The sequence below is a fragment of the Bradyrhizobium sp. 157 genome (assembly GCF_023073815.1).
In the GTDB taxonomy this organism is placed as follows: domain Bacteria; phylum Pseudomonadota; class Alphaproteobacteria; order Rhizobiales; family Xanthobacteraceae; genus Bradyrhizobium.
This window is the reverse complement of the sequence record NZ_JADPKF010000005.1, coordinates 20,460-46,735: the sequence shown is the minus strand read 5'-3', so window position 1 is coordinate 46,735 and position 26,276 is coordinate 20,460. Positions and strand designations below refer to the sequence as shown.

General features: G+C 62.2%; 26 protein-coding genes and 1 tRNA gene. 20 read left to right on the top strand and 7 right to left on the bottom strand.

Features of this window, described 5'->3' with window-relative positions; translation table 11 throughout:
• The first annotated feature begins 1 nt into the window (after window position 1).
• Window positions 2-724 (top strand): ATP-binding cassette domain-containing protein, encoded by a 723-nt coding sequence (locus IVA95_RS00955; RefSeq protein ID WP_247508788.1) that lies wholly within the window; start codon window positions 2-4, stop codon window positions 722-724.
• A gap of 22 nt (window positions 725-746) precedes the next feature.
• Entirely contained in the window at window positions 747-1,571 is an 825-nt protein-coding gene (locus tag IVA95_RS00950) for a substrate-binding domain-containing protein (protein WP_247508827.1), read from the top strand.
• A gap of 30 nt (window positions 1,572-1,601) precedes the next feature.
• Here IVA95_RS00950 and IVA95_RS00945 read toward each other — a convergent pair whose 3' ends face one another.
• Window positions 1,602-1,811, bottom strand: coding sequence for a hypothetical protein (locus IVA95_RS00945; RefSeq protein WP_247508787.1), 210 nt, complete (start codon window positions 1,809-1,811; stop codon window positions 1,602-1,604).
• A 178-nt stretch (window positions 1,812-1,989) separates the two neighbouring features.
• On the opposite strand from IVA95_RS00945, the gene IVA95_RS00940 reads away from it, so the two are divergent.
• A complete protein-coding gene (locus IVA95_RS00940; RefSeq protein ID WP_247508786.1) occupies window positions 1,990-2,298 on the top strand; it encodes a hypothetical protein in 309 nt (102 codons plus the stop codon).
• Window positions 2,299-2,372: 74 nt separating this feature from the next.
• On the opposite strand, the gene IVA95_RS00935 is transcribed toward IVA95_RS00940, so the two are convergent.
• Window positions 2,373-3,329, bottom strand: coding sequence for a lytic transglycosylase domain-containing protein (locus tag IVA95_RS00935; protein WP_247508785.1), 957 nt, complete (start codon window positions 3,327-3,329; stop codon window positions 2,373-2,375).
• Window positions 3,330-3,532: 203 nt separating this feature from the next.
• Between IVA95_RS00935 and IVA95_RS00930 the strand changes: the two genes are divergently transcribed.
• From IVA95_RS00930 to IVA95_RS00920, 3 genes are all read left to right on the top strand, one after another.
• Window positions 3,533-4,717, top strand: a complete 1,185-nt coding sequence (locus IVA95_RS00930; RefSeq protein WP_247508784.1) for an MFS transporter — start codon at window positions 3,533-3,535, stop codon at window positions 4,715-4,717.
• 57 nt (window positions 4,718-4,774) lie between these two features.
• Entirely contained in the window at window positions 4,775-5,725 is a 951-nt protein-coding gene (locus tag IVA95_RS00925; protein WP_213246578.1) for an oxygenase MpaB family protein, read from the top strand.
• 89 nt (window positions 5,726-5,814) lie between these two features.
• Complete coding sequence (locus IVA95_RS00920) at window positions 5,815-6,162, top strand: hypothetical protein (RefSeq protein ID WP_247508783.1); 348 nt, start codon at window positions 5,815-5,817, stop codon at window positions 6,160-6,162.
• A gap of 117 nt (window positions 6,163-6,279) precedes the next feature.
• Here IVA95_RS00920 and IVA95_RS00915 read toward each other — a convergent pair whose 3' ends face one another.
• Window positions 6,280-7,443: a galactose oxidase gene (locus tag IVA95_RS00915; protein WP_247508782.1), complete on the bottom strand. Its 1,164-nt coding sequence runs from the start codon at window positions 7,441-7,443 to the stop codon at window positions 6,280-6,282.
• A 179-nt stretch (window positions 7,444-7,622) separates the two neighbouring features.
• Between IVA95_RS00915 and IVA95_RS00910 the strand changes: the two genes are divergently transcribed.
• The 10 genes from IVA95_RS00910 to IVA95_RS00865 all read left to right on the top strand — a co-directional run bounded on the left by IVA95_RS00910 (window position 7,623) and on the right by IVA95_RS00865 (window position 19,552).
• Window positions 7,623-9,413 (top strand): peptide ABC transporter substrate-binding protein, encoded by a 1,791-nt coding sequence (locus tag IVA95_RS00910; protein ID WP_247508781.1) that lies wholly within the window; start codon window positions 7,623-7,625, stop codon window positions 9,411-9,413.
• A 542-nt stretch (window positions 9,414-9,955) separates the two neighbouring features.
• Window positions 9,956-11,917: a peptidoglycan-binding protein gene (locus IVA95_RS00905; protein WP_247508780.1), complete on the top strand. Its 1,962-nt coding sequence runs from the start codon at window positions 9,956-9,958 to the stop codon at window positions 11,915-11,917.
• 165 nt (window positions 11,918-12,082) lie between these two features.
• On the top strand, window positions 12,083-12,610 hold the full coding sequence (locus IVA95_RS00900) for a DUF3592 domain-containing protein (protein ID WP_256470132.1): 528 nt from the start codon (window positions 12,083-12,085) through the stop codon (window positions 12,608-12,610).
• Window positions 12,607-14,304 carry a caspase family protein gene (locus IVA95_RS00895; protein ID WP_247508778.1) on the top strand — a complete coding sequence of 566 codons (1,698 nt, stop codon included), beginning with the start codon at window positions 12,607-12,609 and terminating at the stop codon, window positions 14,302-14,304. Before IVA95_RS00900 ends, IVA95_RS00895 begins: the two co-directional genes overlap by 4 nt.
• Window positions 14,305-14,489: 185 nt before the next feature.
• On the top strand, window positions 14,490-15,248 hold the full coding sequence (gene phnC, locus IVA95_RS00890) for a phosphonate ABC transporter ATP-binding protein (RefSeq protein WP_346657971.1): 759 nt from the start codon (window positions 14,490-14,492) through the stop codon (window positions 15,246-15,248).
• Between the two features lie 30 nt (window positions 15,249-15,278).
• Window positions 15,279-16,151 (top strand): phosphate/phosphite/phosphonate ABC transporter substrate-binding protein, encoded by an 873-nt coding sequence (gene phnD, locus IVA95_RS00885; RefSeq protein WP_247508777.1) that lies wholly within the window; start codon window positions 15,279-15,281, stop codon window positions 16,149-16,151.
• A gap of 4 nt (window positions 16,152-16,155) precedes the next feature.
• Entirely contained in the window at window positions 16,156-16,962 is an 807-nt protein-coding gene (gene phnE / locus IVA95_RS00880; RefSeq protein WP_247508776.1) for a phosphonate ABC transporter, permease protein PhnE, read from the top strand.
• 19 nt (window positions 16,963-16,981) lie between these two features.
• Complete coding sequence (locus tag IVA95_RS00875) at window positions 16,982-17,986, top strand: phosphonate dehydrogenase (protein ID WP_247508775.1); 1,005 nt, start codon at window positions 16,982-16,984, stop codon at window positions 17,984-17,986.
• A 1-nt stretch (window position 17,987) separates the two neighbouring features.
• Complete coding sequence (locus IVA95_RS00870; RefSeq protein WP_247508774.1) at window positions 17,988-18,866, top strand: LysR family transcriptional regulator; 879 nt, start codon at window positions 17,988-17,990, stop codon at window positions 18,864-18,866.
• A 308-nt stretch (window positions 18,867-19,174) separates the two neighbouring features.
• Window positions 19,175-19,552, top strand: coding sequence for a hypothetical protein (locus IVA95_RS00865; protein WP_247508773.1), 378 nt, complete (start codon window positions 19,175-19,177; stop codon window positions 19,550-19,552).
• A 90-nt stretch (window positions 19,553-19,642) separates the two neighbouring features.
• Here IVA95_RS00865 and IVA95_RS00860 read toward each other — a convergent pair whose 3' ends face one another.
• A complete protein-coding gene (locus IVA95_RS00860; RefSeq protein WP_247508772.1) occupies window positions 19,643-21,112 on the bottom strand; it encodes a hypothetical protein in 1,470 nt (489 codons plus the stop codon).
• A 299-nt stretch (window positions 21,113-21,411) separates the two neighbouring features.
• Window positions 21,412-21,496, bottom strand: a tRNA-Leu gene (locus IVA95_RS00855).
• Between the two features lie 171 nt (window positions 21,497-21,667).
• On the opposite strand from IVA95_RS00855, the gene IVA95_RS00850 reads away from it, so the two are divergent.
• Complete coding sequence (locus IVA95_RS00850) at window positions 21,668-22,210, top strand: disulfide bond formation protein B (protein WP_247508771.1); 543 nt, start codon at window positions 21,668-21,670, stop codon at window positions 22,208-22,210.
• A 598-nt stretch (window positions 22,211-22,808) separates the two neighbouring features.
• On the opposite strand, the gene IVA95_RS00845 is transcribed toward IVA95_RS00850, so the two are convergent.
• Complete coding sequence (locus IVA95_RS00845; RefSeq protein ID WP_247508826.1) at window positions 22,809-23,861, bottom strand: AbrB family transcriptional regulator; 1,053 nt, start codon at window positions 23,859-23,861, stop codon at window positions 22,809-22,811.
• A 284-nt stretch (window positions 23,862-24,145) separates the two neighbouring features.
• Between IVA95_RS00845 and IVA95_RS00840 the strand changes: the two genes are divergently transcribed.
• Window positions 24,146-24,634 carry a hypothetical protein gene (locus tag IVA95_RS00840; protein ID WP_247508770.1) on the top strand — a complete coding sequence of 163 codons (489 nt, stop codon included), beginning with the start codon at window positions 24,146-24,148 and terminating at the stop codon, window positions 24,632-24,634.
• Window positions 24,635-24,675: 41 nt separating this feature from the next.
• On the opposite strand, the gene IVA95_RS00835 is transcribed toward IVA95_RS00840, so the two are convergent.
• Window positions 24,676-25,272, bottom strand: coding sequence for a TetR/AcrR family transcriptional regulator (locus IVA95_RS00835; protein ID WP_247508769.1), 597 nt, complete (start codon window positions 25,270-25,272; stop codon window positions 24,676-24,678).
• Between the two features lie 98 nt (window positions 25,273-25,370).
• Between IVA95_RS00835 and IVA95_RS00830 the strand changes: the two genes are divergently transcribed.
• Window positions 25,371-25,796, top strand: a complete 426-nt coding sequence (locus IVA95_RS00830) for an acyl-CoA thioesterase (RefSeq protein ID WP_247508768.1) — start codon at window positions 25,371-25,373, stop codon at window positions 25,794-25,796.
• Between the two features lie 3 nt (window positions 25,797-25,799).
• Window positions 25,800-26,276 carry a PaaI family thioesterase gene (locus IVA95_RS00825; protein ID WP_247508767.1) on the top strand — a complete coding sequence of 159 codons (477 nt, stop codon included), beginning with the start codon at window positions 25,800-25,802 and terminating at the stop codon, window positions 26,274-26,276.

The following is a 26,276-nucleotide window of genomic DNA, read 5'->3' as shown; positions in this document are numbered from 1 at the left end:
GATGCGCGCGCCCTCGAGCGAACTGCCGATCGAATTCCATGGCGTCACGGTGGCAGCCGGCGGCGTCACGATCCTCGACGACATCGCGCTCGCGCTGGCACCGGGTCCGCCCACGGTTTTGATCGGCCCCAACGGCTCGGGCAAATCGACGATGCTGCGCCTGGCGATGGGACTGCTGGCGCCGTCGCGCGGGCGCATCACCTGGGGCGGACTCGAACATGTCCCCCCGCTCAAGCGTGCGATCGTGTTTCAGCGCCCGGCGATGCTCCGGCGCAGCGCCGCCGCCAATCTCCGTTTTGCGCTGCGCGCCGCCGGCATCCCGCGCGCGGAACATGCGCGCCGCATCGGTGAATTGCTCGAACTGGTGGGCTTGCACGCGCTCGCGGACCGCGCGGCGCGAAGGCTATCTGGCGGCGAGCAGCAGCGGCTGGCGCTGGCACGCGCGCTGGCGCGCGATCCCGCGGTACTGTTTTTGGACGAGCCGACCGCAAGCCTCGATCCCATCGCCACGAAGGCGGTGGAAGACATCATCCGCGCCGTCAGCGAGCGCAACATCAAGGTCGTGATGGCGACCCATGATCTCGGCGAAGCGCGACGGCTTGCCGGTGAAATCGTCATGCTTCACCGCGGCCGCATCGTGGAGACCGCCACGGCTGCATCGTTCTTCGACAGGCCGCAAACCGCCGAGGCCAAAACATTCCTCGCGGGCGAACTACTGGTTTGATGGAAGGAAGACACCCATGAAAATGTTCACCCGCCGCGTGCTGATCGCCGCCGCCACCGTTGTATTCGCAAGCCACGCCGTCGCGCAGGACAAATCGATCGTGGTGGCCTCGACCACCTCGACGCAGGATTCCGGTCTGTTCGGCCACATCCTGCCGATGTTCAAGGCCAGGACCGGCATCGACGTAAAGGTGGTGGCGCAGGGCACGGGACAAGCGCTCGACACCGGCCGCCGCGGCGATGCCGACGTCGTGTTCGTCCACGCCAAACCTGCGGAAGAAAAATTCGTCGCCGAAGGTTTTGGCGTCAGGCGCCATCCCGTGATGTACAACGACTTCATCCTGATCGGCCCGAAGAGCGACCCGGCCGGCATCAAGGGCTCGAGGGACATCGTTGCTGCGCTCTCCGCGATCAAGGCCAAGGCTGCCGATTTCATCTCGCGCGGCGACAAGTCCGGCACGCACCAGGCCGAGCTCAACCTCTGGAAAGTCGCTGGCATCGACATCGCAAAGGACAGAGGCTCCTGGTACAAGGAGATCGGGCAGGGCATGGGCGCTGCGCTCAACACCGCCTCGGCCTCGAACGCCTATGTGCTCGCCGATCGCGGCACCTGGCTGTCGTTCAAGAACCGCGGCGACCTCGCGATTTCAGTCGAAGGCGACAAGCGCCTGTTCAACCAGTACGGCGTCATGCTGGTGAATCCGGAAAAGCATCCGAGCGTCAAGAAGGATCTCGGCCAGCAATTCATCGACTGGCTCGTATCACCAGAGGGACAGAAGGCGATCGCCGACTACAAGATCAATGGCGAGCAGTTGTTCTATCCCAACGCCAGCGATTCCGGCGCGTGATGCGCAGTTGCGATCAGTCCAGCGCAATGATCACGGTTCGCTTGCAGTCGGCGGCGTTTCGTCAGGCTTGATCGCTGGAACCGTGATCAGGCGATAGCTCGGCACCCACGCGGTCTCCCACTTTTCGAGCGTCGCGCCGCAGGTCGTGCACTCAAAACTGTCGATCTCGCGCGAGGCCGCCATCGCCTCGGTGCGGTGGTAGATCGCGCCACATCTGCAATGTCGCTGATTTCCGATCACCGACGATCTTTAAGCCCCGGCGCGAAGCCGTACAACGCTACTCTCGTCGAAGGAACTGCCGTTCATACTCATGAATATTTGTTCAAGGAGCTGTAGCAGTCTTAATGTCGCAGACGGAACGTGATCGCGGCGCGGTGATTAGTCTCGGTAGAGTCGACACAATCACTGGAGTTCGATGATGAAGAAGCTAGCCATCGTATTTGCCGTTGGTGCTGCTGCGCTGATCGGCGGTTCCGCCGCCAACGCCGCCGACAATGCGGTGAAGGCGAAACCTTCGACGGATGTCGTGCAGTCTTCCACTGACTTCAGCGCCCATCGCCGCCACTGGCGACATCGGCACTGGGGCTACCACCGGCACTATCATCGCCCGTACCGCGAAAGCTACGGCTACTACGCGCCGCGCCGGTACGGCCACTACGGTCCCCGCTATTATGGCGGCGGTCCCGGCGTAACCTTCAGCTTCGGCACCGGCGGCTATCGGTGGTAGGATAGTTCGGGTGAGACAAAAAAGCCCGCAGCAATGCGGGCTTTTTCGCGTGCCACTGGCCGGTCGATACGAGCCTATAGCTCCCGTGATGCTTTCGATGACTTTGTCCGGCTGCCGCTGCCGGCGGCCGACGCAAAGCGGGTGCCGGATTGTTTGCCGAGTTTCCGTGTCGCAGCCTTTGCTGCTAGCCGGGTCACCCGGGCATGCGCATTCCGGAACGCGGTACGTACGGCCCTTGCGGTTCGGCTTGCAACAACCCGCCGCTTTTTGACAGCCGCGTGGCTCTCTTCGGCAATGTCGGCCTTTCGCAACATCCCGCTGATGGAAGGCGCCAGATCGACCGGCACTTCGGCGATCTGGTCTTCCTTCGACAGGCCGCCGACCCCTTCACATGGCGCCTTATCCGGCAGGTCCGTCGGCATGTGGACGGTATTGTCTTCGTCCGTCCAGGCTTCGGCCTTGTGGCCGGTGATGATCTTGACGTAAGCGCGCGTTTCCTTCGGCAACGCGCCGCGTCGCGACAACCACTTCTCGATCCTGCCGCCGCCCGCATTGTACGCTGCCGCCGCAAGCCCGAGATTTCCGAACTGATTATAAAGCTTGCGAAGAAATCTTGCCGACGCAGGAATCGCCTGCAGCGGATCGAACGGGTCTCTCAAGCCCATTTCGACCGCCGTTCGCGGCATGAATTGCGCAATGCCCTGCGCGCCTGCCGAACTGACCTCCGCCGTTTTAAACCTGCTTTCCTGCCAGAGCAGGCGCGCGAGAAACCCGATCGGAATATCGTGTTCCTCAGCGGCAGTCCTGACCGCCTCACAGATCGGATTCGGTGACGCGGCCTCCTCCTTTATCGAGGCGACCGCATGAGCCGCGCCATCGGCTCTCGTTGCCGACTCGTACGGCGCGGTGACGACGTTTGTTGCGTCCGGTTCTTGCGAATGCTCGACCGACGCGGTCACAGTTCCTGTGTGAGAATTCGATGTCGTGGCGGGTTCCGATTGCGCTTCGGCGACAACGAAAGATGGTTCCATCCATACTGACCTGATTCCGGAACTTTCAAAATCCACCGCGACTACAAACACAGCAATCACGGCGGCGAAAAGATATCGCATCAACTTCCATCCATTTGTGTGAAGGCCGGTCGGATAGAAGTTGGATGTGGAGATTTCGCGGATGAACTACGGCAGAGCAGTGTTCTTTGTGGCCGTAATTCTACCGAGGGGAACTTTCAGAAATGCGCGTTTCTGGGCCAGTCGCCTACATAGCTCTTTACGCCGCGTTGTACGCGGCGTTCGGCGTTGCATCGCCGTTTTGGCCGAAGTTTTTTGAAACCAGAGCGCTCACGCCCGAGCAGATCGGCGTGATACTGGCGGCTGCGTTGCTGGTGCGTCTTGTCGCTGGTCCACTCGTCGGGATGTTTGCAGACTTCCTGCAATCGCTGCGTCTCGTGCTCGCATGCTGCGCCGCCCTGGCAGCAGCAACGGCTGTGGCGTTGCTGTGGGCCGATGGTTTCTGGATGTTGCTGCTTCTGGCGCTGGTTCAAGCCGTGGCACTAGCCCCTACGACGTCGGTGGCCGACGCGTTGGCGGTCAACGCGGCCAAGCCGCAGATGGCGGGGCGGCCTTTCGAATACGGCTGGATCCGCGGCGCCGCGTCGGCGGCTTTCGTCTGCGGTACGCTGCTCATCGGGCAACTCATCACTTCCACTGACCTGACGCGTGTGATCTGGCTGAACGCAGCCCTGCTTGTCGCTGCCGCTGGGGCAACCGCGCTGGTGCCTAGGGTTTCAGCTCCATCGGCGCCGCATACCGGCGCATCGCAGCTTGCGAGCGAGGTTCGTGGGCTCCTTGGGATCGCGCGATTCCGAGTCCTGATACTAGTCTCTGCTCTGATCTATGGCAGCCACGCCATGCATGACGCCTTTGCGGTGATCAGGTGGAGCAATGCCGGAATAGACACCTCCGTCATAAGCGTCTTGTGGTCGGAGGCCGTCGCTGCAGAGGTCATCGTATTCTTGCTGATCGGACCGGCCTTGCTCAACCGGATCGGCACGCGTGGTGCGGCGGCGTTGGCGGCGGCAGCCGGAATCATCCGCTGGTCGATTGCGGGGACCACGACTTCCGTTGCGGCGCTCGCGATGGTGCAGCCGCTGCACGGATTGACGTTCGCACTGCTGCATCTGTCTTGCATGCGATTGATGGCCGCTCTTGTCCCCGCCAGAATGGCCGCAACGGCCCAAGCAATCTACGCGTTTGGTTCAGGCGCGGTGACAGCCGCACTGACGCTGCTTTCGGGGCTTTTCTATGCCAGGTATGGCGGAGGGGCGTTCGTTGCGATGGCGGTGCTCTGCGGCCTAGCGTTGCCGCTCGCCTGGTTTGGCTTTACCGATGCTCGGGATATTTCTGCCCGCGCACGCTGAGTTGCGGTAGAATCCGCGTCGCGAAAAGCAGGTCGATCTCTGTCGAAGGTTTGTCAATTGGTCTCGGAAAGCGATCTAGACGCTACTCTTGATGTCGTCAGGGCCGGCGCCGCTGGGCCGGCTGAGGGTATCTTTGGCCCGGCGTCGGTGACGTGGCGGATCGACAGGGAAGCCGTGATGTTTCTGGGAGCCGGGCGCGCCTTACTGCTTCAACTGGCGCATCCCTGGGTCGCGGCTGCGGTTGCCGAGCACTCGCGCACCTTTGCCGATCCGGTCGGCCGCTTTCATCGAACCTTTGAGCTGATGTTTACAATGGTGTTCGGTTCGCTCGACGGCGCGACTGCCGCGGCCCGGCGCCTGCATCGGCGGCACGCGATGATCTCCGGCGTGCTTCCCGAGGCGAGCGGCCGCTTCGCCCAAGGCTCATCCTACAGCGCCAACGATGTCGCCGCGCTGCGCTGGGTTCACGCCACCCTCGTCGAAACCGCCGCCATCGCGCACGACCTCGTCTTGCCTCCGCTCTCGCCTGAAGAGCGCGAGCAATATTGGGCCGAAAGCCGGCTGTTCGGCGCGCTGTTCGGGCTGAGACCTGCGGACCTGCCGGCGGATTGGTCATCCTTCGCCGAGTACAACGCCGCCATGGCTCAATCCGATACCTTATCCGTCAGCACCGCGGCGCGTGACGTGGTCCACCACATCTTCACCGGCTCACGTCCATGGTTGCGGCCGCCGCGCTGGTACGTGGCCCTGAGCGCACAGATGCTGCCCGAGCGGCTGCGCACAGGTTTCGGCCTCGATCTCGACGAACGCGATCGGAGGGCCGCGGATCGCGCGCTCAAGTGGATACGCCGCCTATATCCCCACCTGCCGACCCGCCTCCGCTATGTCGGCCCCTATCATGAAGCGCAGGCGCGGCTGCAGGGAAAGCCGCGGCTCGAACTGGCTACCCGGTGGCTCAATCGGGCGTGGACTGGACGACCGCGTCTGGATGACAGCCGGAAGAAATGAGGCCGATGGCCATCGGCGCGTCAATTACGGTAAGAGATCTGCCCGCCGACGATTCTTGAAAATGAAACCTTGCAACCGGATTGAGACCGATGGACGAGGACGACCCGAGTGACGAGATTTCGCAGATCGAAGCGCGGCTCGAGGAGTTGGCCGAGATCGCCGAGCGCTGCCGCAAGATCATGCTGGTCTCGAAATTGGCGATCGCCGCCGGAGCCGGATTGATGCTCGTCACGGTGCTCGGCCTGCTCGGGTCCAATCAGGTCGCCACCCTCGGCTCGATTGCCGCCGTGCTGGGCGGCATCGTGTCGCTCGGCTCGAACGCCAGCACCTTGCGGCAGACCATGGCCGCCATCAGCGAGGCCGAGGCGCTTCGTTCCGATCTGATCGGCAGGATTGACCTTCGCGTGGTCGGCGACGAAATGAGAAAACGGATCTAAGCTGGTCTTGAAAAGCGATCTCTGAATCTTGGCTCGATGTCGTCAGGGCCGGAGCCGCCGGCCCGTGGGAGCGGTGAATCCCGTGCCCAAGCACGCTTGCCTTGCGGTCGGGCGCAATCAAGCAGCCAGTGTAAACGCCTCGTGCACGGACGACTGGACCGCCCCGCCCGTCACCGCGCCGCCGCCGGCAACGTAGATGGTATCGCCAATCGTGGTGGCGCCGACCGCGTGCCGCGGCGTCAGCATCGGCGCGTGGGATTGCCAGGTGTTCGTCTGCGGATCGTAACTCTCCATCTGACCGAATACCGTAGCTTGCGATATCTGACCTTTGTCCTGCACGCCGTATTCGCCGCCCATCGCGAACAAGCGGTCGCGGTAGACGACGAGGCCGTGACCGGAACGCGCCGTGGGCAGCGGCGCGCGCTCCTTCCAGGTGTCAAGCGCGGGCAGGTAAACGTGGTGAAGGTCGGTGTTGTATTCAAAGGTGTTGAAGCGGCCGCCGATGATATGGATCATGCCGTTATGGGCGACGGCGCCGACATGGTCGCGCGCCGCCGGGAGCGCCTTGCGGATTTCCCACTTGTCGGTTTGCGGATCGTAGACCTCATGCCAGCCGACGCTGGCGCGCTCGTTGGTGGGCGCGCCGGCGCCGCCGATCAGATGGATCTTGCCATCAAGCACGACCGCCGCGGCCGCCCCGCGCGGACGTGGCAATGGGGCGATGGCCGTCCACTTGTCGGCAGCCACGTCGTAGGCAAATGCATTCGGATCCGGATTGCGATTCTGCTCGATGAAGCCGCCGAGCGCGTAGACGCGCCCCGCATCCGCCACGACGGCGACATGGTTGGCACCGCGCGGCAATGGCGCGGCATTGAACCATCGGTCGTCCTTCGGATCGTAAACGTGGTGATAGGCGCGGTCGACACGGCCTTCGCCATAGCCGCCGACAATATGCATGCGCCTCGCCCAGGCAGTGGCCCAGGCCATTTCGCTTCGCGGCAGTGGCAACGCCGCCTTGGGCGTCCAGCGCCCTTGCGGACCCTTTGGCGCAGGGCTTTCCACCTTTCGCTGCGCAATCTGCTCGGTGGTGAGGTGATGCGGCGTGCCGCCCTGAAGCCGGGCGAACGGATCGGCGGAGGGCGCTGCTTCCGGCAGCGCTGCGCCTGACGGCGTGCCATGGCCCGCATGCTGGGCGAGCGCCGGCGCGCAGCAGATGGTTACGCTGGCAGCCCCGGCAACGAAAGCTCTCCTGTTCAGACGCGGCAGATCGGATGAAGACATGAGAGCTCCTGGGCTAGAGGTGCTGGATCATCGATGGTCGTAATAAAGGCGAGTGCGGTCAAGACAACAACTCCGTGAACTGCGGTGGCCCGGATCCTGCTTTGACAGGTTCGCGCTTAGGTGATCCATTTCAGTATTGAGAGTGACGAGGCATTTAGCACCAGTGAGGAGTCGGCCCCATGAAAGAACGGGAACTTCGAGACCTGATTGCTGACGTCAAGACCGGCCGGCTCTCGCGGCGGGCCTTTGTCCAGCGAATGATTGCCGTCGGCCTGACCGCGCCGATGGCAGGGATGATGCTTAGCCAGTCCGGGGTCGCGATGGCTGCGACCGAGCTACCCTACAAGCCGACCAAGGCCGGCGGCGGCGGCGTGCTGAAACTGATGTATTGGCAGGCCATCACCCTGCTCAATCCCCATTTCGCCGTCGGCACCAAGGATCAGGAAGGCTGCCGGATCTTTTACGAGCCGCTGGCGGGATGGGATGGCGACGGCAATTTGGTTCCGATCCTCGCCGCCGAGATTCCGAGCAAGGAGAATGACGGATTGGCCGAAGACGGCCGCTCGGTGGTCTGGAAGCTGAAACGCGGCGTCAAATGGCACGACGGCATGCCGTTCACGGCCGACGATGTCGTCTTCACCTGGGAATATGCCAAAACGCCGGAGACCGCGGCGGTCTCGATCGCCAACTACAAGGACATCACAGTCGAGAAGATCGACGACTTCACCGTCCGCCTCACCTTTGCCAAGCCGACGCCGTTCTGGGCCGATGCCTTTGTCGGCAATTACGGCATGATCATCCCGAAGCATCTGTTCAAGGATTACGTCGGCGCCAGGTCGCGCGAGGCGCCGCACAATCTGAAGCCGGTCGGCACCGGTCCTTATCTGTTCGTGGATTTCAAGCCGGGCGACATGCTCCGCGGCAAGATCAATCCGAACTACCACGTCGCCAACCGGCCGCATTTCGATGAGGTGGAGGTCAAGGGCGGCGGCGACGCGGTGTCGGCGGCGCGCGCGGTGCTGCAGTCCGGCGAATATGACTATGCCTGGAACATGCTGGTCGAAGAGGACATCCTGCTGAAGCTGGAAGCCGCTGGAAAGGGCAGGGTCAACATCACGCCGTCAGGCAATGTCGAGTTCATGTCGCTCAACTCGACTGATCCCGCCGTCGAGGTCGACGGCGAGCGCGCGAGCATAAAGACCAGGCATCCGCTGTTCAGCGATCCGGCCGTGCGCCAGGCCATCAATCTCCTGATCGATCGCGCGTCGATCGAGAAATTCATCTATGGCCGCACGGCACGGGCCACCCCGAACTTCCTCAACAACCCGGAACGCTTCCGGTCGAAAAACACCAAATTCGAATTCAACATCGAGAAGGCCAACCAGATCCTCGAGGCCGCTGGCTGGAAAAAGGGCGGCGACGGCATTCGCGCCAGGGACGGCAAGCCGCTGAAGTTCGTGTTTCAGACCTCGATAAATGCGCCCAGGCAGAAGACCCAGGCCATCGTCAAGCAGGCGTGCCAGAAAGCGGGCATCGACATCGAACTGAAGTCGGTGGTGGGATCGGTGTTCTTCTCCTCGGACGCCGCCAATCCCGATACCTACACGCATTTCTATTGCGACGCGCAGATGTACAACACCACCATGCCGCAGGCCGATCCGCAGTTTTTCATGAACCAGTATGTGTCGTGGCAGATAGCGAACAAGGAAAACAAGTGGCAGGGGCGCAATGTCTCGCGCTGGCAAAGCAAGGAATACGACGAGATCTACAAGCAGGTCGAACGGGAGCTCGACGCGGTGAAGCGCGCGGCGCTGTTCATCAAGCTCAACGACCTCGTCGTAACAGACAATTACATCCAACCCATCGTCTCCCGGAGCCGCGTCGCCGCGCTCGGCAACAAGCTGACCGCGCATATCTCGGGCTGGGACAACGATTTGTGGCAACTCGCGAGCTGGTACCGGGAAGCGTGAGAACGGGATAGCGGTGCAGCCCAGCGCTGTCACCGTAATACCACCATAATGCCACGGCCCGCATGCTGGGCCAGCGCGGGCGCGCAGCCGACTGTCGCGCCGGCAGCCGCGGCAATGGACGCTGTCCTGTTCAGGCGCGGCAGATGGCATGTCGAAGCCATGAGAGCTTCCGGGCTGGCATAGGTGCATCATCAATGGTCATGACAACGGCGAGCGTGGTCAGGACGACAACTCCGAGAACAGCGGCCGATGCACTCAGTTGCAGGTGACCTGCATCGCAACTGTTAGCTAGCTCACACGTGAAGGGCTGCAAAACGATGTAAGCTCTTCACGGTTCGCCGTGAGCCATAATGCTCCGGCTGCGCAAACGAATATCGATAGTGCGGACAGTGCGTCCGGCCGGTTGTCACTGGCCGCGACGATCGGATCATCGTGCCGAAAGGGCAGATCTGGGCCGGCCAATGAGCAGCAAACCGAGGCCGAGGACGCAGCGATCGGCGAAGAGGAAGCGGGCAACAGGCACACAAACGGGGGAGCGAGCAATGGGTCAAATTGGCAGGTCTACCGATCCTTCAACCGCTGATAATCGCGACGACGTCGCAGGCAGCGAGGTCGCTTCGTTCCGCTACAACAATCCCGGCGCTCAATATCCGAGCGCACGCGCCGCGCGCTTTGGCCAGACCGGCTATGGCATCATCGGCGGCGGGCACAAGATCGCGCGCTTTCCCTCGCCGGTGAACGGCGCCGCCTCGAACTTCGACCTCTTGTCACGGAGCTATGTCGGCATGCGGATCGGCGAGGCCGGAACGAAGTGGACCGGCGCTCACGGCTTCGGCGTACCCGGCTATGACTCGAACGCGATCCTGACGAAGGAGATGGTCGACGACCCCGTTCAGGCCATTGCCTTGCTGAAGGCCATTGCCGGCCGCGAGTCGGGCAAAGGCAATAACCTGACCGAAGAGCAGTGGCGTCAGGCGCATCGAATGTACAAGGCCGGCAGCGCCGATGCCTTCCTGAACAGCCTGCCCGCTGTAGCCGTTGCCCAGCCACCCACGAGCGGTGTGCCCTCGGGTGCGGGTCTGGTTCAGCGCGCCCGCGCGCATATCGGCGAGCAATACGTCAACACGCAGGTGCCGAAGGACGATCCGCATTGGCATGGCCCGTGGGACTGCGCCGAGTTCGTTTCATGGCTGGTCTATCAGGAAGCCGGCACGCTTTACGGCTGCGTCGACCACACGGCGCTGCCGGCCAAGGCCGATGCCTATACCGGCGCCTGGAAGGCTGACCTCGAACGGCTCGGTAAGCGCGTTTCGGTGGAGGAGGCGGCGGCAACCGTCGGCGGCATCGTGCTCCGCTATCCGCCTGGTCCGGGCAAGATGGGCCACATCGCAGTATGCGACGGCAACGGCGGCACCATCGAGGCAAAGGGACGGCGTTACGGCGTGGTGGCCGACACGGTGCACGGCCGCGGCTGGCATACCGGCATCCTGATTCCCGGCATCTCCTATGACAGTGCCGCGCCGATCAAGGTCAACCCGCCCGCCATCATCTACGAGGTCGATGCACCGAACATGGATATGGCGGTGGTTGCGCGCATCCAGGCGGCGCTGGCCGCCAAAGGCTTCGATCCCGGCCTGATCGACGGCGAGTTCGGATTAAACACGCAAGCAGCCGTGCTGCGTTTTCAGGAAGCCGAGGGCATGGTCGTCGATGGCGCGGTCGGGCCGGAGACGGCGGCCGCGCTCGGCGTCTCGCTCGGGGCCGAAGCCGCAATGCCTGGCGTCCTCGTCGCGGAGACCGGTACCGCCTCTGGCGCTGCCGCGCTCGACCTGCAGCAACTGCTCCCGCTTATTCTCATGTTGCTATCGAAGGAGAAACCGATGGCCGATCCTGCCAAGCCGGGCCAAGGCCTCGAACTGCTGCTGCCGCTGATTTTGCAGTCGGCACTTACCGGCAAGCAGCTCGACATCACGCAGCTTCTTACCGTGCTTGCGACCGGCAAGCCCGCTGCGATGCCGGCGATCACGCCGATCGCCAATGCGCCGGTGCTCGCGCAACCGGTCAACACCGTCCCGGCGCCGGTCGTCGCGCAGCCGGCAACGCCGCAACAGCCAGCCGCCGCGCCGCCGGTCGATCTCATCACCGTGCTGATGCCGCTGCTCTACGAGCGGCTGACCGGCAAGCCGCTTCCAGGCACCGAAAAACCGGATAAGCCCGCCGAGCCGCTCGCGCCGGCGATGTCGCGGCCGAGCGTACAGCTTTCAGCGGGCATGCTTGGTATCGTCACCCTGCTGCAGTCGGCGGGCATTCTCAACCTGCCCTTCAATCTGGGAGCGATTGCCGGTCAGGCGCCAACCACAGCCGCGCCGGTTTCAGGTTCGACCATAGCAACCTTGATTCCGATCATCACCGGCGTGATCGGCGCCACCGGCGGCTTCGGCGCGATCGGCGGAATCGCATCGAAGCTGCTGGGCGGACTGCTCAGCGCGTTCGGGAAGAAATGAGGGGGTGGAGGTTGGAAGAGTAAACCTCGCTGCCTCTGCGCCCCGCTGCTCGGGAGTTGTGCCCGCCGCTGGTGCCATGACACCTGCTCGGGGCATTGAACCTTTCAGTCCACGCCAAGACACATCCACGCCTACAACAGTGTTTGCCGCAGGGCGCGTCGTTTCATGGAAGATCCTGCAGTTTTTCTCAGCCGCCTTGCCAGGTTCGCCCTGATACCGATTGGCCTGCTGCTATTGCTCGCAGCGGGCTTCAGTGTCTGGTCAACAAGAACATGGATTGCACGCGCCATTGAAACGCCCGGGTCGGTGATCGAGATGGTGCGCCTGCGCGACAGCGAGGATAAGGGCTACGTGTTTGCGCCAGTCGTGCGCTTCCAGACGATGGACGGTCGTACCATTGAATTCCAGTCCGGGCTGCGCACCAATCCGCCGGCTTATCGCACCGGACAAACTGTCTCGGTGCTCTACGATCCCGATGTACCGGAATCGGCGGCCATTCGAGGCGTGTTTTCCCTTTGGCTGATGCCGATCATCCTGGCTTTCATCGGGTCGATCTTCCTGATGGTTGCAACAGCCATGATCATGCTGATCAGGCGGGTGGCGCGGGCTCTCGACCAGCCGCCGCATCTGACTGACGTGGTTGGTTCGCCGGCGCGCGGGCAAGTCGCCGTTTTCAACAGGACACGTTCATGATCGCGCTTCTGTTCGGTCATCGCCACGCCCGGCCGGGCCATGCCATGGCGCTTGTGCTAGCGCTTGCGTTGATGTTGCCCGGTGCCGGCGCATCCGAGGCCGCACCTTCCGACAATCGCGCAAAGCTCTGGAATTCCTGCCGTGCGGACGACAACGAGGCCGGCCTCGCAGCCTGTATGGCGATCATCAGCACGCCCGGCATTTCAAAACGAGAGCGCGCGATCGCGTACTACAATCGGTGCTATAAGTTCATCACCCGGCACGACTACAGGAACGCACTCGCCAGCTGCGACCGGTGCCTCGAAGACAATCCCTCCTTCGTCGAAGCATGGCTTAACCGGGCGTTGATCCGCAGCGGGTTCGGCCAATTCGACCTCGCCATCATAGACGCGACCAAGGCGCTCGCGGTCGCGAACAATAATTCCGACCGCGCCGACGCGTTGCGCAACCGCGCCGCTGCCCATGTGCGGCGTGGCAGCATCGCGGAGAGCCGGGCCGATCTGGACCAGGCGGCCAGGCTGCAACCTGGCGGCATCTACAATTTCATCCACCAGGCCGACTTCCTGGTGCAACTTGGCCGTCCCGATGAGGCGCTCCAACAGATTGCGCGAGCTCGCGCCGCTCGGGTCAGCGGTAACTCTTCGCAGCAGAAGACTTCCGCCGACATCGGCTTGCTGCACGGAAAAGCCCTCGTGGCGCTGAAGCGTTACCCGGAAGCGCTTCCTGTGCTGGATGCGCTGCTCAAGATCGACCCCCAAAACGCCGAAGCGTTTGCGCTAAAGAGCGTGGCATTGGGTCGAACCAACAACATCGCGGCCGCACGGGATGCGCTGTCCACCGCGCGCCGGCTGCCGCTGTCCAGTCCCGACGCCGCCGACGTGTTCCGCGAGGCGGAGCAGCTTGTGCGCGAGGTGGATAGCGCAATGGCGCCGCCCCGCGGCGAACCGGTCGCGCCGGGCGCAACGCCGTCGCGCGAGCGCAGCAATCGGGTTGCGCTGGTGATCGGCAATGCCGCCTATCAGAACGTTTCACCCCTCAAGAATGCGCGCCGCGACGCCGAGGCGCTGGCGGCGGAATTCGACGCGCTCGGCTTCCGCAAGGTGACGCTGCTGCGCGATCAGACGCGCGAACAGATGTTTGCCGCCCTGCGAGCCTTCGCCAGGGAGGCGGAAACGTCTGACTGGGCCGTCATCTATTTTGCCGGCCACGGACTCGAGATGGGCGGAGTCAACTGGCTCGCACCTGTCGATGCGCAGTTGAAGACCGATCGCGACGTGCGCCTCGAAGCAGTTTCGATCGACGAGCTCAGCACCGCGATCGAAGGCGTGCGGGGATTGCGGCTCATCGTGCTGGATGCGTGCCGGGACAATCCTTTCGCGCCGCAGATGCGCTTCACTAACAGCACGCGCTCGCTCGGAATGGGGCTAGCGCGCGTGGAGCCCGAGGGCGGGACCATGATCGCCTATGCGGCGAAAGCCGGTCAGGTGGCGCACGATGGGGACGACGACAACTCTCCGTTCATGAAGGCGCTGCTCAATCGGCTGAAGCAGCCGGGGCTGGAGATCTCCATGCTCTTTCGCTTCGTCCGCGATGATGTGATGGCCGCAACCGGACGGCAGCAGGAGCCTTTTGTCTACGGCTCGCTGCCGAGCGAACCTTTTTATTTCCGTACCGCAGCGACAGCTTCGCGGTGAGGCGGATCAATCGCGTACAGAACACTTAACACGTCCGAGTTTTGAGAGAGTAGCTCGGACCAGCAGGTCGGGCATCGAGCCTGCCTTGGGCTGTGTCATCCTGACGTCATGGACGCTTGATAGTCGGACTAAGCGAACAATTAACGATTTTGTTCGGAAACAGCGAACACGCTGCGAGGTTCGAGATGTTGTCGCTCCAGAACGTGACCGTTACATACCCCAACGGGGTCGTCGCGCTGCGGCCGACCACCGCCATGTTCGAGCGGGGAAAATTCATCGTTCTTCTCGGCACCTCAGGGGCGGGAAAATCGACATTGCTGCGCAGCCTCAATGGGCTCGTGCGGCCGACGTCGGGTGAGGTTTGCGTCGAGGGGCGTGGATCGATCTTCTCCAGCCGCACACAGTTGCGGGCGCATCGGCGGCGGACTGGAATGGTGTTCCAGCAACATCATTTGATCGGCCGGCTGTCGGCGCTCGACAATGTGCTGACGGGACGGCTTGCTGCGCACAGTGTGGTGCGGTCGATTTTTCCGCTGCCGCGCGCTGACCGCCTGCTGGCCCTGGAGGCGCTTGACCGGGTCGGACTTGCCGACAGGGCGCTGGACCGCGCCGATCAGCTTTCCGGTGGACAACAGCAACGCGTCGGCATCGCGCGCGCCATGGCCCAGAAGCCGGAAATCATGCTCGCCGATGAACCCGTCGCGAGCCTCGACCCCGCCACGTCCGTCCGGGTGCTCGAAGATCTTCATCGGATCTGCCGCGAGGACGGGATCACCGCGATCGTCAGCCTGCATCAGGTCGATCTGGCATGTCGGTTCGCCGATCACATCATCGGCCTCGCGCAGGGCGGCATCGTTTTCGAAGGGGCGCCAGATCAACTCGGGTCGGTTACGCTCGATCGTATCTATGCGACGGAACGCAAAGGCTTGGCCAAAGCGGCTTAGTCGAGCCCTCAATCTGGATGGAGAAATCAGATGATTCACCGCCGCAACTTCCTCGTTGCATCGGCCGCGGCCGGGCTCTGCGTGCTCGCCGCTCCGGCATTTGCCGCCGACAAGACAAACCCCGACAAGCTGCGTATCGCACTGCTTCCCGACGAGAACGCGTCGACCATCATTCAGAATGCACAGCCGCTCAAGAAGTACCTTGAGGAGGTGCTCAAGAGACCCGTCGAGATCATCGTCACCACGGACTATTCGTCGATGATCGAGGCGATGCGGTTCGGACGCATCGAGGTCGGGTATTTTGGCCCGTTCTCCTACGTGCTCGCCAAGTCGAAAGCGCCGGAAATCGAGCCCTTCGGCGTAGGCGTCGAAAAGGGTAAACCCAATTACCAATCAATCCTGATAGCCACGGCGGATGGCCCGGTGAAGGAATTGGCCGACATCAAGGGCAAGCCATTCGCATTCGGTGATCGGGCTTCCACGTCGAGCCATCTTGCGCCGCGCGCCCTTCTCGCCAAGCAAGGGCTGACCGGAGACGCCGACTATAAGGTCGTCCACCTGGGCCAGCACGATGCGGTGGCGCGTGCCGTCGCTGCCGGGCAGGTGCCTGCGGGGGCATTATCCGAATCCATTTACCGGGTCTTGGTCGAGACCAAGAAGATCGATTCCACCAAGCTCAGGCAGCTCGCATTGTCCGAACCGATTCCGAACTACCCGCTCACGGTGCAGGGCTTTCTGAAGCCTGAGCTCAAGGAAGCTATCAAGCGAGCGTTCCTGGACCTAAAGGACCCGGCCATCCTCAAGCTGTTCCGCGTTGAAGCTATCGCGACGGCAACCGACAAGGACTACGACGTGCTGCGCGACATGGCGAAAGTGCTGCAACTCGATATTGCCAAGCTGTGAAACGATGAAATCGGTTTCGCACACGTTTGACGCCATTCTCGAAGAACAACGCCGCTCCGCCTTGCGCGGGGCGGGCCTCGTCGGCTTGATCATCGCTGCGTGCGTAGCGGCGCTGGCGGCCACGGGCTTTTTCGACGCGCAGCGATTTCTGGAGAGTGGGCCTGCGATCGGTACGCTAGCCTCTGAAATGGTGCCGCCGGATTTCAGCCGCTGGCAATCATGGTTGCGGCCGCTTCTGGATACGCTTGCGATGTCGATCGCCGGGACGGCGCTCGCCGTGGCCTTCTCCTTGCCGCTCGCACTTTTGGCCGCTCCCAATACCAGCCCGCACCCGACCGTTTATCTGGCGGTTCGGACATTCCTCGCCTTCTTGCGTTCGGTGCCGGAGATCATCCTTGGCGTTCTGTTTGTCGCCGCGGTCGGTTTCGGGGCGCTGCCTGGTGTCCTTGCGCTGGCGCTGCATTCGATCGGCATGGTCGGCAAGTTCTATTCCGAGGCAATCGAACATGTCGATCCCAAGCCGCTGGAAGCGGCTCGCGCCGCGGGCGCGACGCCGTTGCAAGTCATCCAGCACGCCGTTCTGCCGCAAGTCCTGCCGCAGCTCACCGATGTCACGATCTACCGGTGGGAGTATCATTTCCGCGCTTCCGCCGTGCTCGGCATCGTTGGCGCAGGGGGAATCGGTTTCGAGCTGATCTCGGCTCTGCGCCTCCTGAACTACGACCAGGTTTCGGCCATCCTGCTTTCGATCCTCGCATGCGTTGTAATCGTCGACAGCGTCGGCGCGTACTTGCGAAAATCGCTCAAGTAACCGTGCCTCGATGACAGAGTTGCCGCTCATCGTTCTGACAAACCGGGTCTTTCCCGAGACCCGCGCCGTGTTCGATGGCGTTGCTCGCATCGTTGCAAACGATGGGCCCGAACCATGGAGCTATCACGAGGTGATCGAACGCTGCAGGGAAGCAGCCGCGCTAATGGCATTCATGACCGATTGCGTCGACCGGGCGTTTCTCGAGCAATGCCCGAACCTGAAAGTCATCGGCGCCGCGTTGAAGGGCTATGACAATATCGACGTCGATGCCGCAAGCGAACGCGGCATCCAAGTAACAATCGTGCCGGACCTTCTCACCGAACCGACGGCTGAACTGGCTATCGGATTGATGATCGCGCTGGGGCGGCATATTGCCGCCGGTGATGCGGGAATTCGCAAATCGGGATTCGCCGGCTGGCGGCCTCAGCTTTACGGAACCGGCATCGGCAACTCGACGGTGGGGATCGTCGGCTTCGGCCGAGTCGGCCAGGCCATTGCACGCCGGCTTTCCGGATTCGGCTGCCGCATCGTCGCATATGACGCTGAGCCGTTCGAGAGCCCCGGTGTGGAAGCCATGGCGCTCGAGAATGTGTTGAAATCAGCCGACATCGTGGTGCTGGGTTTGCCGCTGACGGAGGCCACCACCGGTTTGATCGATGCAGAAGCGATCGGCCGGATGCGGCGCGGCGCGTTACTCGTCAACCCCGCACGGGGTTCACTCGTCAATGAAGCCGCCGTGGCCGATGCGCTCGATAGCGGTCAGCTCGGAGGATATGCCGCCGATGTTTTCGAATGCGAGGACTGGGCGCGGCCCGACCGGCCAACGTCAATCGACACGAGATTGACCAGGCCGGGTGCCCGAACCGTATTGACGCCGCATATCGGGTCAGCGGTGATGTCGGTGAGGCGAGAGATCGAGTTATCCGCAGCGACCAGCATCATCGAGGCCTTGGCCGGCAAGATGCCTCGCGGGGCCATCAACAGCCCGGCGAGAAAAATCAGAAATCCTGCATTGACGAAATGAAATGCTGAATCTGATCCATGCCCGCTCCTTCGTGACCGTGATCGCTGCGCGGGGCGTTCGTGCAGCGGCGCGTGAACTTGATCTGGCGCCATCCACCATCGTGGATCATATCCGCCAATTGGAGGAAGTCTTGGCTGCGCCTCTGTTAGTACGTCAGCGTGGCAGCGTCATGCCGACGGATCAAGGCGCCCGCTTCCTTCCGCTGGCGCGCGCACTGGTCGAGACGGCCGGCCGCGTGCGCAGTCTGATTCACCTTCCTGCACTGCGCCTGGCGGCATCGAGCAATGTTGGTACATACTTGCTGCAGCCTCACATCGCAGCCTTTCGGCAAAGTGCCGGCATCCCGGTCGAACAATGGATTGGATCGAACTCGGATGTAGTCGCCCGGCTGGAACGAGGCGAAGCTGACGTTGCAGCAATGGAATGGTGGGATGAACGACCGGGCTTTACCGCGCGCACCTGGAGGCGGGAGCCGCTCGTCGTCATCGTGGGATCCGGTCATCGTTGGGCCCGACGTGGATCCGTGTCCGTGACTGACTTGCAGACCGAGCCGCTGCTGGGCGGTGAATCCGGCACCGGAACCGGTTATCTCTTGCGCCGGCAACTGGGATCAATCGCGAAATCCCTGACCATCATCGATGGTTTCGGCAGCACCGAGGCTGTCAAGCGCGCGGTCCGCGCCGGCTGCGGTGCCTCGATTGTCATGGAAGCCTCTGTTGCCGACGAAGTTGCTACAGAGCAGCTGGTCGCTCTTCGAATCGAAGGGGTCGAACTCGACAAGCAGATCAAGCTGATCGTGCCGGCGACTTTGCCTCCTACCGCCCCGGCAATGGCAATGTTCGACGCGGCGCGGAGCTGGGGGCGAGGTCTTCCCATTTAGCTGTCGTTAACCGGCCGCTTGCAATCGAAGCAGCGAAAGCTGTCCGTCTTCGCTTTCGCACGCTCAAGCTTCGCAGGGCACGCTCCGGTCTCGCAGTTCTGCGCTGCTGCGCCACGCGTAGCCCGCGAGGGCGAAGCGTGGTGCCCCTGGCCGGAATCGAACCAGCACTCCTTGCGGAACTCGATTTTGAGCTGATCATGGTACCTAGCTCTCTTTCAAAAACCGCGGAAGGCGACGCGACGCCTCCATTCCCTGCGGTAGTGATATGCTCCTGATGGGGCAATCCTCGAAAGCGTGGAGCGTTGATCATGAGCAAACGTCGTCAGCGCCAACCTGCTGCAACGCAGGCGCAGCGCAATTCGCTTACGTTTAACCCGGTAGAAACGCGGTTCGACTGGGACAATGAAACTTGGGCACTAATCTTCCTCCCTCGCATTCGCCTCGCGTCCGCGTTGCTTAACAATGATGAACGGGGTTGCGAGCAGATAATGGCGGATTGCGTTAGAGGAGGTTTGGCGCCGGACATGCTTGAGGGGTGGTGTGAGACAAAGAAGCACCTCGAATGCCTCGTTGAGATTTGCGATGTAGCCCTCAACCGCAGTTTCCTCGTTCTCGAGCGACTCGGTTATGGGCCTGATAATCCACCGCCGGACATGCGCGTCGAAATATCCAACAGCCTGAACTAGGAATTAGAATTACGGCGACAGTGCATTCTAGTTTGCGGATGATGCCTGCGAAGGCCTGACGCATGAATTGGATGCACTGTCCCTGTAATGCTATTTCTCGTTCTTACGCTTAGGCGCCGCTTCAGCGCTCAACGCCCATTGCTCACATACGAAAATAGCGAGGTCCTTCTGAGAGAGAGCACGCAAACGTTCGAGCTCGGGATGTTTACTCAAGAATTCAGGTAGCTTCTCCTTTGGAGTGTGTTGATAAGTTTCGTAGAAGAACTCGGCGAGTTCTAAAGCATCCTTTGCATTTCGTCCGACATCCTGGACAATGCCAAAGAAGGTATTCGGGCTACGCTTGTAGGCGCTAACCTCTGCTTCCGTCATAGGAGCTTGTGCTATGAAATGGGCTCCTTTCGCTAGGAAAACGCCGTGCATAGTCTGTTGCTCGGGAATCGCGATCGCGCTTTGAAGCACGGCCTTAACTTCTTCATTATTTGGTCCCGGCACTAGATAATTATTGCCAACGATCCACCGCGGGTGGGTAGTGTCGCCAAAAGCAAACTCCGGGTGCTGGCCATCAAATGTTGATGGTGGCTCGCCGTGAATCTTCATCGAATCGATCAAGGCGTGCATTTCGGGATGTTGATCACGTCCCAAGACAATTTCACGGAAAGATGCTGGTCTTGGGGGATTGAAGGTGTCGAGTCGAAAGCCGAGCGCAGCAGCCATAGGAGCGCCATCGAGAGAATTGAGATTAAAGTGGAATGGTTGGTTTACAAGGAAAAGGTAAGCCGAAGGAGCCGGCGCTCCTCTGATTTTCAGCGTACGCTCCGCGTCTTCCACCGCCGCTAACATATTATCGAAAAATTCGCCTTCGATGCCTGTGAAAATCAAAGGGATGTTCAAATCGATGAACACCACTCGCGTCCATGGAAGCTGCTTTTTCAAAGCTTGCGACAGCTTGTTTTTAAGTTTCACTCTGCTGATCAGATCTTGATCATCATCGACGAGCGCTCCTGTGCGAGTTTTGACTTCGACAGAGAAGCGGCGGCCGGTTAGTGGGTATGTTGCTGTAAATTCCGCATGGTGACCGGGACGGAGATCATCTTCGTACTTGAGCAAGAAGCCGGCCTTCAGGAAAGAGGCTGCAGCGTTTGTCTCAGAGAGCGACGAAGGAAAATCATTTGGAACGCGAAGCTTGCTCAATAGTCGTTCGAATAGTGGCTCGTCATATTGTTCGTAGTGATGTTCGATCAGATACAGATTGTAAGCAGCGGACAACAGGCTGCGAAAGCCATTGTTGGCTTTTGACTTGGCAATGACGCCTACAGGCTGCGCGCTTGGTTGATTGCGCATTGCAGTGGCCCATTGCCCGATCGGGTGGCCGTCCCCCTTTCGCATTTCATCGTGGATCCAACGCCTTCCAATCCTCTCAGCGAAATAGCTCAAGAGAAAATCCGTGAAGGTCTTCCAGTCCCCGACCATCAATGATCGTCCGATGACGACAGCTCTTCTGCTATTCAACGGATAGGACTGGATTCGGCTTTCCAAAACCCTGCTGTAGTCTTCGTTCATGAAGCAGGGCTTCGCTGCGCCGTCGCAGCAACTCCGATGCGCGGTCATAATCGGAGCCGATGCGCCCATGGCAGTGCTTGAAGCGTTTGCCAGAGCCGCAAGAACATGGCGCGTTCCGCTTGGTCAGGACTTCAGCCTTTCTAGCAACCTGTTGGGCAACCTAAGGCGGCGTAAGGGCGCGAGTGCCAGCCACCCGTTGGGTTCAGAAATTGACAGCAAAATGGACAATCCGTCTGTGCCTAAAACCCGGCCCTAGAACGGCACGCGACGACTTGGAACGCTGGCAGTACGCGCAGGCGTGGTGCCCCTGGCCGGAATCGAACCAGCACTCCTTGCGGAACTCGATTTTGAGTCGAGCGCGTCTACCAGTTCCGCCACAGGGGCCTTCGGTCGCGGGCCGGAGGGGCCGGTGCGGCGAAGCCGGCGGAATATAGCTGGCGGCGCTTCCGGGTCAACCCGCGTGGAAGTGATTGTGGGTGTCTCGACACCTGGGCGGTGGCGGGATAGGAGGCTGATGCCTATTTTGAGCATGCACCCATGCTCCGGAGAACATCCGTGACGTCAGATGCCCTCCATTCGTCGCATGCGCGCCATCCCGCCGATCCGGTCGTCGTTGCAGCACTGGCGATCGCGGTCGTCGCCGCGGCGACGCTAGCGGGCGCCTGGTTCTTCCAACTCGTGCTGGATATCCGCCCCTGTCCGCTCTGCCTCGAACAGCGCTACGCCTATTATCTGGCGGTCCCGCTCGGCCTCGTGGTCGCCTTTGCCGCTTCGCGCGGGGCGCCGCGGCAGGTAGCGCTGGCCGGGTTCACGGTGCTGCTGCTCGCTGCGCTCGCCAATGCCTGGCTCGGCGGCTATCACGCCGGCGTCGAGTGGCAATTCTGGCAGGGACCGACCGATTGCTCCGGCCCGCTGGCCGATCTCGGCAGCGCCGGCACGCTGCTGCAGCGTCTCGACACGGTGAAGGTGATCCGCTGCGACGAGGTGCAGTGGCGCTTCCTCGGGCTCTCGCTAGCCGGCTACAACGTGCTGATCTCGCTGGCCATGGCGGTGATCGCCGTGTGGGGCTTCGTGTCGGCCAAGCGGGTAACCTCGTAGCGCTGTAGGGTGGGCAAAGGCGCGATAGCGCCGTGCCCACCATTCATTCCCAATCGTACGATCTCGATGGTGGGCCCGCTTCCGCTTGCCCACCTACAATTTTCAACCCTCATGGTGAGGAGCGCGTCTTCGCGCGTCTCGAACCATGTGGCCCGGCTCATGCCATACATCCTTCGAGACGCTGCTGCGCAGCCTCTCAGGATGAGGTCTAACATCTGTGATCTCGCCTGTGACTGCGCGCGACGGGCAAATCAGTTCTGATTTTCCGAAATCGTGTCAAGTCCAGGAGACATAAAGAATCAAAAATATTCCGCTTTCGTTCTCACCAAATCAGTCACATAACTTCGCCCGTCTCACGCAGATGAGGGGCGCTCGCGATCGTCACGAACGTGCGGTGAGATGCGATGGACGCGAGAGGCGCACAAGACGGTGGCGCCCGACGCGTACGGCGAAGTCGTGTGGTTCTGGCGCCGCGGTGCTGGCGTTAAGTTGGCGGGAAGTGTCCCGCCGATGACGGTGGCAAGAAAGCCGTTCACCGGGAAGAGCTCGAAGTAAGCCGCTGCGCTCGCAATGACGTGGATAGGTCGGGAGCGGCCCCTCAATCGTCTACATCCTCCTGTGGCCGGCCGAACAGGTGCACGATGCCGGGTGTCGTGATCGAGACGAACACGAAGCGCGACAGATGATGGGCGCCGACGAAGATCGGATCGATATGCAGCGTGAGCGCCAGCGCCAGCATGGCGTCCATCGCGCCTGGTGCAAACGCGACGACGACATCGGCGAAGCGCACATCGGTGACCAGCATGATCACCGCGACGAAAATGGCGGAGATCAGAATCGCGACCGCAAACGAGCCGAGCCCGGCATTGATGTGGCTGAGCAGCGTCGACCTGCTGATCCGCGCAAAGCGCGTGCCGATCACGGCGCCGATGCCGACCAGCGCCACGCCGCGCATCCAGGGCGGCAGGCCGCCCTCGATCACGCCGGTGCCGTGCAGCGCGGCGGAGGCAATCATCGCGCCGAACATCCAGCTCGCCGGAAATTTGGCGAGCCGCAGCAGCAGGGCTGCGGCGACGGCTGCCGCCGCCAGCACGGCAAGTTCGGGCGGCGAGGCGACGAGGCTGGCGACTTCCGCCGGCGCCGTCGGCGCGATGTCGGTCAATGCGAGTAGCAGCGGCAGGGCGGCGGTCAGGATGATCACCCGCATGGTCTGCACCACCGCGATTGCCGCGACGTCGGCGCCCTTCTCGGCGGCGAGCATGGTGATCTGCGACAGCGCGCCGGGACTTCCCGCCAGTAGCGCCGAGGTCTGGTCCCAACCGTGCACGCGCTGCAGATAGAAGCTCGAGCCGAAGGTCGAGCAGAATGTCGCCAGCGCCAACAGGCCGATGGTCAGGGGATATGCGCTCATGTGCTGGATCAGCTGCCGCGACACCAGCGAGCCCAGCGTGATGCCGAGCAGCACCAAAACACTCTGCGTCAGGATCGCCGGCATGGTGACCAGCCGCCCCGCCAGCGCGGCGATGCCCACGGCGGCCATCGCGCCGGAAATCAACCCGCCCGGCAGATTAAGCCACAAAAACAGCAGGCCGCCGGCGGTACCGATGACGAGCGTCTCGAGCGTACCGAGAATCTTGGCGCGATCGGCCATAGCGGAGGATATCGAGGCGGGGATCAGGCTCACGCCGTCTTATGGCAAATCCGCTTGCACCGGACAAATGCGCCACGCGATTGCAGCAATGCAGGGAGCACGCCTGCACAATGTCTGCACAAACATCTCGCGGCCTTGGCTGAACGCGGGCTGAATGCGACGGCGGATCGCGCAGGCTCGGTGCCAGAAAATTTTTACCGCGGGGATCGTTCGATGCGTTGTCGCAAGCTGTGGTTGCGCTAGGATGGTCGCCGCAGATGACTGTTGCCCTAAGGAGACCAGGGATGACTATTCAAGCAAAAATACTGGGCGCGTTTGCGCTGTCGGCATTGGCTGGGTTTGCGATGACCTCGCAGGCGAATGCCCTGACGGCGCAGGAATGCAGCGCCAAATACCAGGCCGCGAAGGCCGCCGGCACGCTCGGCGGCCAGAAGTGGAACGACTTCCGGAAAGCCCAGTGCGGGGCCGACGCCGCGCCCGCTCCGGCGGCAGCGGCAGCACCTGCCGGGGAGCCGAAGGAAGCCGCCAAGAAAGAATCCAAGAAGGAAGCCAAGGAAGCTGCGGCGCCTGCCGCGCCGTCGGGTCCTGCGGTCTACCCGAACGCCGTAGATGCAAAATATTCGAAGGAGACGGCGAGGAAGCAGCGCTTCAACACCTGCCTCGATCAATACAACGCCAACAAGGCCAGCAACGCCAATGGCGGGATGAAGTGGATCCAGAAGGGCGGCGGCTATTACAGCGAATGCAACAAGAAGCTGAAGGGCTCGGCCTAGCCAGCAAGCAACGAGGGCGCGGCCGGAGGCTTCGGCCGCGCCTATATTTCGCGGAGCAATGTTTCGGCCGACTTTGCCACCAGTTGCGCGCGCTTGCGCTGGCCCCGTTCGAGAAACAGCAGGCTCTGGCCGAACACGAAACAGTAGAACAGGAACGCCTGCGCGTCGGCCTCCTCGGCCGCCAGTCCCGTCGCGCGATAGAGATGCCCGACATTCTTCAGCCGCGCGGCGTCCACGCTCGCCACCGCATTGGCCGCAAGTTCGTCGGAGCGGGCCCATTGCCGGATCGCCAGTTCGACCGCCATGGCCTCGGTATTCATGCGCTCGGAATAAAGCGTGATCAGCGCCTTCAGCCGCTCGCGGGCGGTGGTGCCGTCGAGGCTGGTCTGTTTCTCGATCGCGGCGATGCGGCCCGCGCTCCAGTGCTGCAGCATGGCGTCCAGCAGGCCCGCGCGGTCGCGGAAGCGGCGGTAGAAGCCGCCCTTGGTGACGCCGAGGTTCTTGGCCAGCACCTCGACCCGTACGCCCTCGACCCCGGTCCGGGCGATTTCCTGAAAACCGGCCTCGATCCAGTTCTCGTGGCGAACCTCGCCGGCGCGGACATCTCCGGTTCGCGCCTCTCCTTTGACATCGCTCATGGTCCGGTCTCACCGAGTGTTGATACGGTGCCGTATTGCTAACCCGGAGAAGGGCTGATACGCTACCGTATCAAGAGGCAAAACAGCGGGAGCAAACGATGGAGACAGACGCGACCTATCGCGGCACGGTCTATCCCTGGCAATGCGATCACGTCGGGCACATGAACATCATGTGGTATGTCGGCAAGTTCGACGAGGCGAACTGGAATCTGTTCGCCCGGCTCGGGCTGACGCCGTCGTATTTGCGCACCTCCGGCCGCGGTATGGCCGCCGTGCAGCAGAACATCAGCTACAAACGCGAACTGCTGGCCGGCGACATCGTCGAGGTCAGGAGCCGGGTGCTCGAGGTTCGCGACAAGTCGATCCGCTTCGTCCACGAGATGCGCAACGCCGAGACCGGTGAGATCGCCGCCACTTGCGAGTCTATCGGCGTCCACCTGGACCGGCAGGCGCGCAAGTCGATTCCCTTCGCGCCCGTGATCCGCGACGCCGCGATGCGTCATCTCGAACCGGCGATGGCGTGACCGATGTCGCGCTACCAGCCGAAGAACCCAGATTACCATGCGGTCGCGACCGAGATGTTCGAGCAGCAGCGCGCGATGAAGACGCTCGGCATATCCATCGCGCGGCTGGAACCGGGCGAGGCCGATCTGGCGATGGACTATTCGCTCGACCTCACCCAGCAGCACGGCTTCATCCACGCCGGCATCATCACGGCTGCGCTCGACAATGCCTGTGGTGTCGCCGCCTTCACGCTGATGGCGCCGGGCGCGGGGATCCTCACCGTGGAATTCAAGACCAACCTGCTGGCGCCGGCGCGCGGCGAGCGGTTCGCGTTCCGCGCCAGCGTCATCAAGCCCGGCCGTACGCTGACGGTATGCGAGGCCCGCGCCTATGCGACGCATGACGGCAAGGAGACCCTGATCGCGACCATGACCGGCACACTGATGGCACTGACTAGCCGTGAGGGCGCATCGCCAGAGAGGGGGCATGTCGCAGCCTGA

What these genes read in the sequence shown, in the direction of transcription:
- IVA95_RS00830 (WP_247508768.1), top strand. Translation starts at nt 25,371, where the DNA reads ATGGAGACAGACGCGACCTATCGCGGCACGGTCTATCCCTGGCAATGC.
- phnC (WP_346657971.1), top strand. Translation starts at nt 14,490, where the DNA reads ATGTTGTCGCTCCAGAACGTGACCGTTACATACCCCAACGGGGTCGTC.
- IVA95_RS00955 (WP_247508788.1), top strand. Translation starts at nt 2, where the DNA reads ATGCGCGCGCCCTCGAGCGAACTGCCGATCGAATTCCATGGCGTCACG.
- IVA95_RS00915 (WP_247508782.1), bottom strand. Translation starts at nt 7,443, where the DNA reads ATGTCTTCATCCGATCTGCCGCGTCTGAACAGGAGAGCTTTCGTTGCC.
- IVA95_RS00845 (WP_247508826.1), bottom strand. Translation starts at nt 23,861, where the DNA reads ATGGCCGATCGCGCCAAGATTCTCGGTACGCTCGAGACGCTCGTCATC.
- IVA95_RS00920 (WP_247508783.1), top strand. Translation starts at nt 5,815, where the DNA reads ATGGACGAGGACGACCCGAGTGACGAGATTTCGCAGATCGAAGCGCGG.
- IVA95_RS00860 (WP_247508772.1), bottom strand. Translation starts at nt 21,112, where the DNA reads ATGAACGAAGACTACAGCAGGGTTTTGGAAAGCCGAATCCAGTCCTAT.
- IVA95_RS00950 (WP_247508827.1), top strand. Translation starts at nt 747, where the DNA reads ATGTTCACCCGCCGCGTGCTGATCGCCGCCGCCACCGTTGTATTCGCA.
- IVA95_RS00935 (WP_247508785.1), bottom strand. Translation starts at nt 3,329, where the DNA reads ATGGAACCATCTTTCGTTGTCGCCGAAGCGCAATCGGAACCCGCCACG.
- IVA95_RS00910 (WP_247508781.1), top strand. Translation starts at nt 7,623, where the DNA reads ATGAAAGAACGGGAACTTCGAGACCTGATTGCTGACGTCAAGACCGGC.
- IVA95_RS00905 (WP_247508780.1), top strand. Translation starts at nt 9,956, where the DNA reads ATGGGTCAAATTGGCAGGTCTACCGATCCTTCAACCGCTGATAATCGC.
- IVA95_RS00865 (WP_247508773.1), top strand. Translation starts at nt 19,175, where the DNA reads ATGAGCAAACGTCGTCAGCGCCAACCTGCTGCAACGCAGGCGCAGCGC.
- phnD (WP_247508777.1), top strand. Translation starts at nt 15,279, where the DNA reads ATGATTCACCGCCGCAACTTCCTCGTTGCATCGGCCGCGGCCGGGCTC.
- IVA95_RS00930 (WP_247508784.1), top strand. Translation starts at nt 3,533, where the DNA reads ATGCGCGTTTCTGGGCCAGTCGCCTACATAGCTCTTTACGCCGCGTTG.
- IVA95_RS00895 (WP_247508778.1), top strand. Translation starts at nt 12,607, where the DNA reads ATGATCGCGCTTCTGTTCGGTCATCGCCACGCCCGGCCGGGCCATGCC.
- IVA95_RS00870 (WP_247508774.1), top strand. Translation starts at nt 17,988, where the DNA reads ATGCTGAATCTGATCCATGCCCGCTCCTTCGTGACCGTGATCGCTGCG.
- IVA95_RS00900 (WP_256470132.1), top strand. Translation starts at nt 12,083, where the DNA reads ATGGAAGATCCTGCAGTTTTTCTCAGCCGCCTTGCCAGGTTCGCCCTG.
- IVA95_RS00835 (WP_247508769.1), bottom strand. Translation starts at nt 25,272, where the DNA reads ATGAGCGATGTCAAAGGAGAGGCGCGAACCGGAGATGTCCGCGCCGGC.
- phnE (WP_247508776.1), top strand. Translation starts at nt 16,156, where the DNA reads ATGAAATCGGTTTCGCACACGTTTGACGCCATTCTCGAAGAACAACGC.
- IVA95_RS00940 (WP_247508786.1), top strand. Translation starts at nt 1,990, where the DNA reads ATGAAGAAGCTAGCCATCGTATTTGCCGTTGGTGCTGCTGCGCTGATC.
- IVA95_RS00840 (WP_247508770.1), top strand. Translation starts at nt 24,146, where the DNA reads ATGACTATTCAAGCAAAAATACTGGGCGCGTTTGCGCTGTCGGCATTG.
- IVA95_RS00825 (WP_247508767.1), top strand. Translation starts at nt 25,800, where the DNA reads ATGTCGCGCTACCAGCCGAAGAACCCAGATTACCATGCGGTCGCGACC.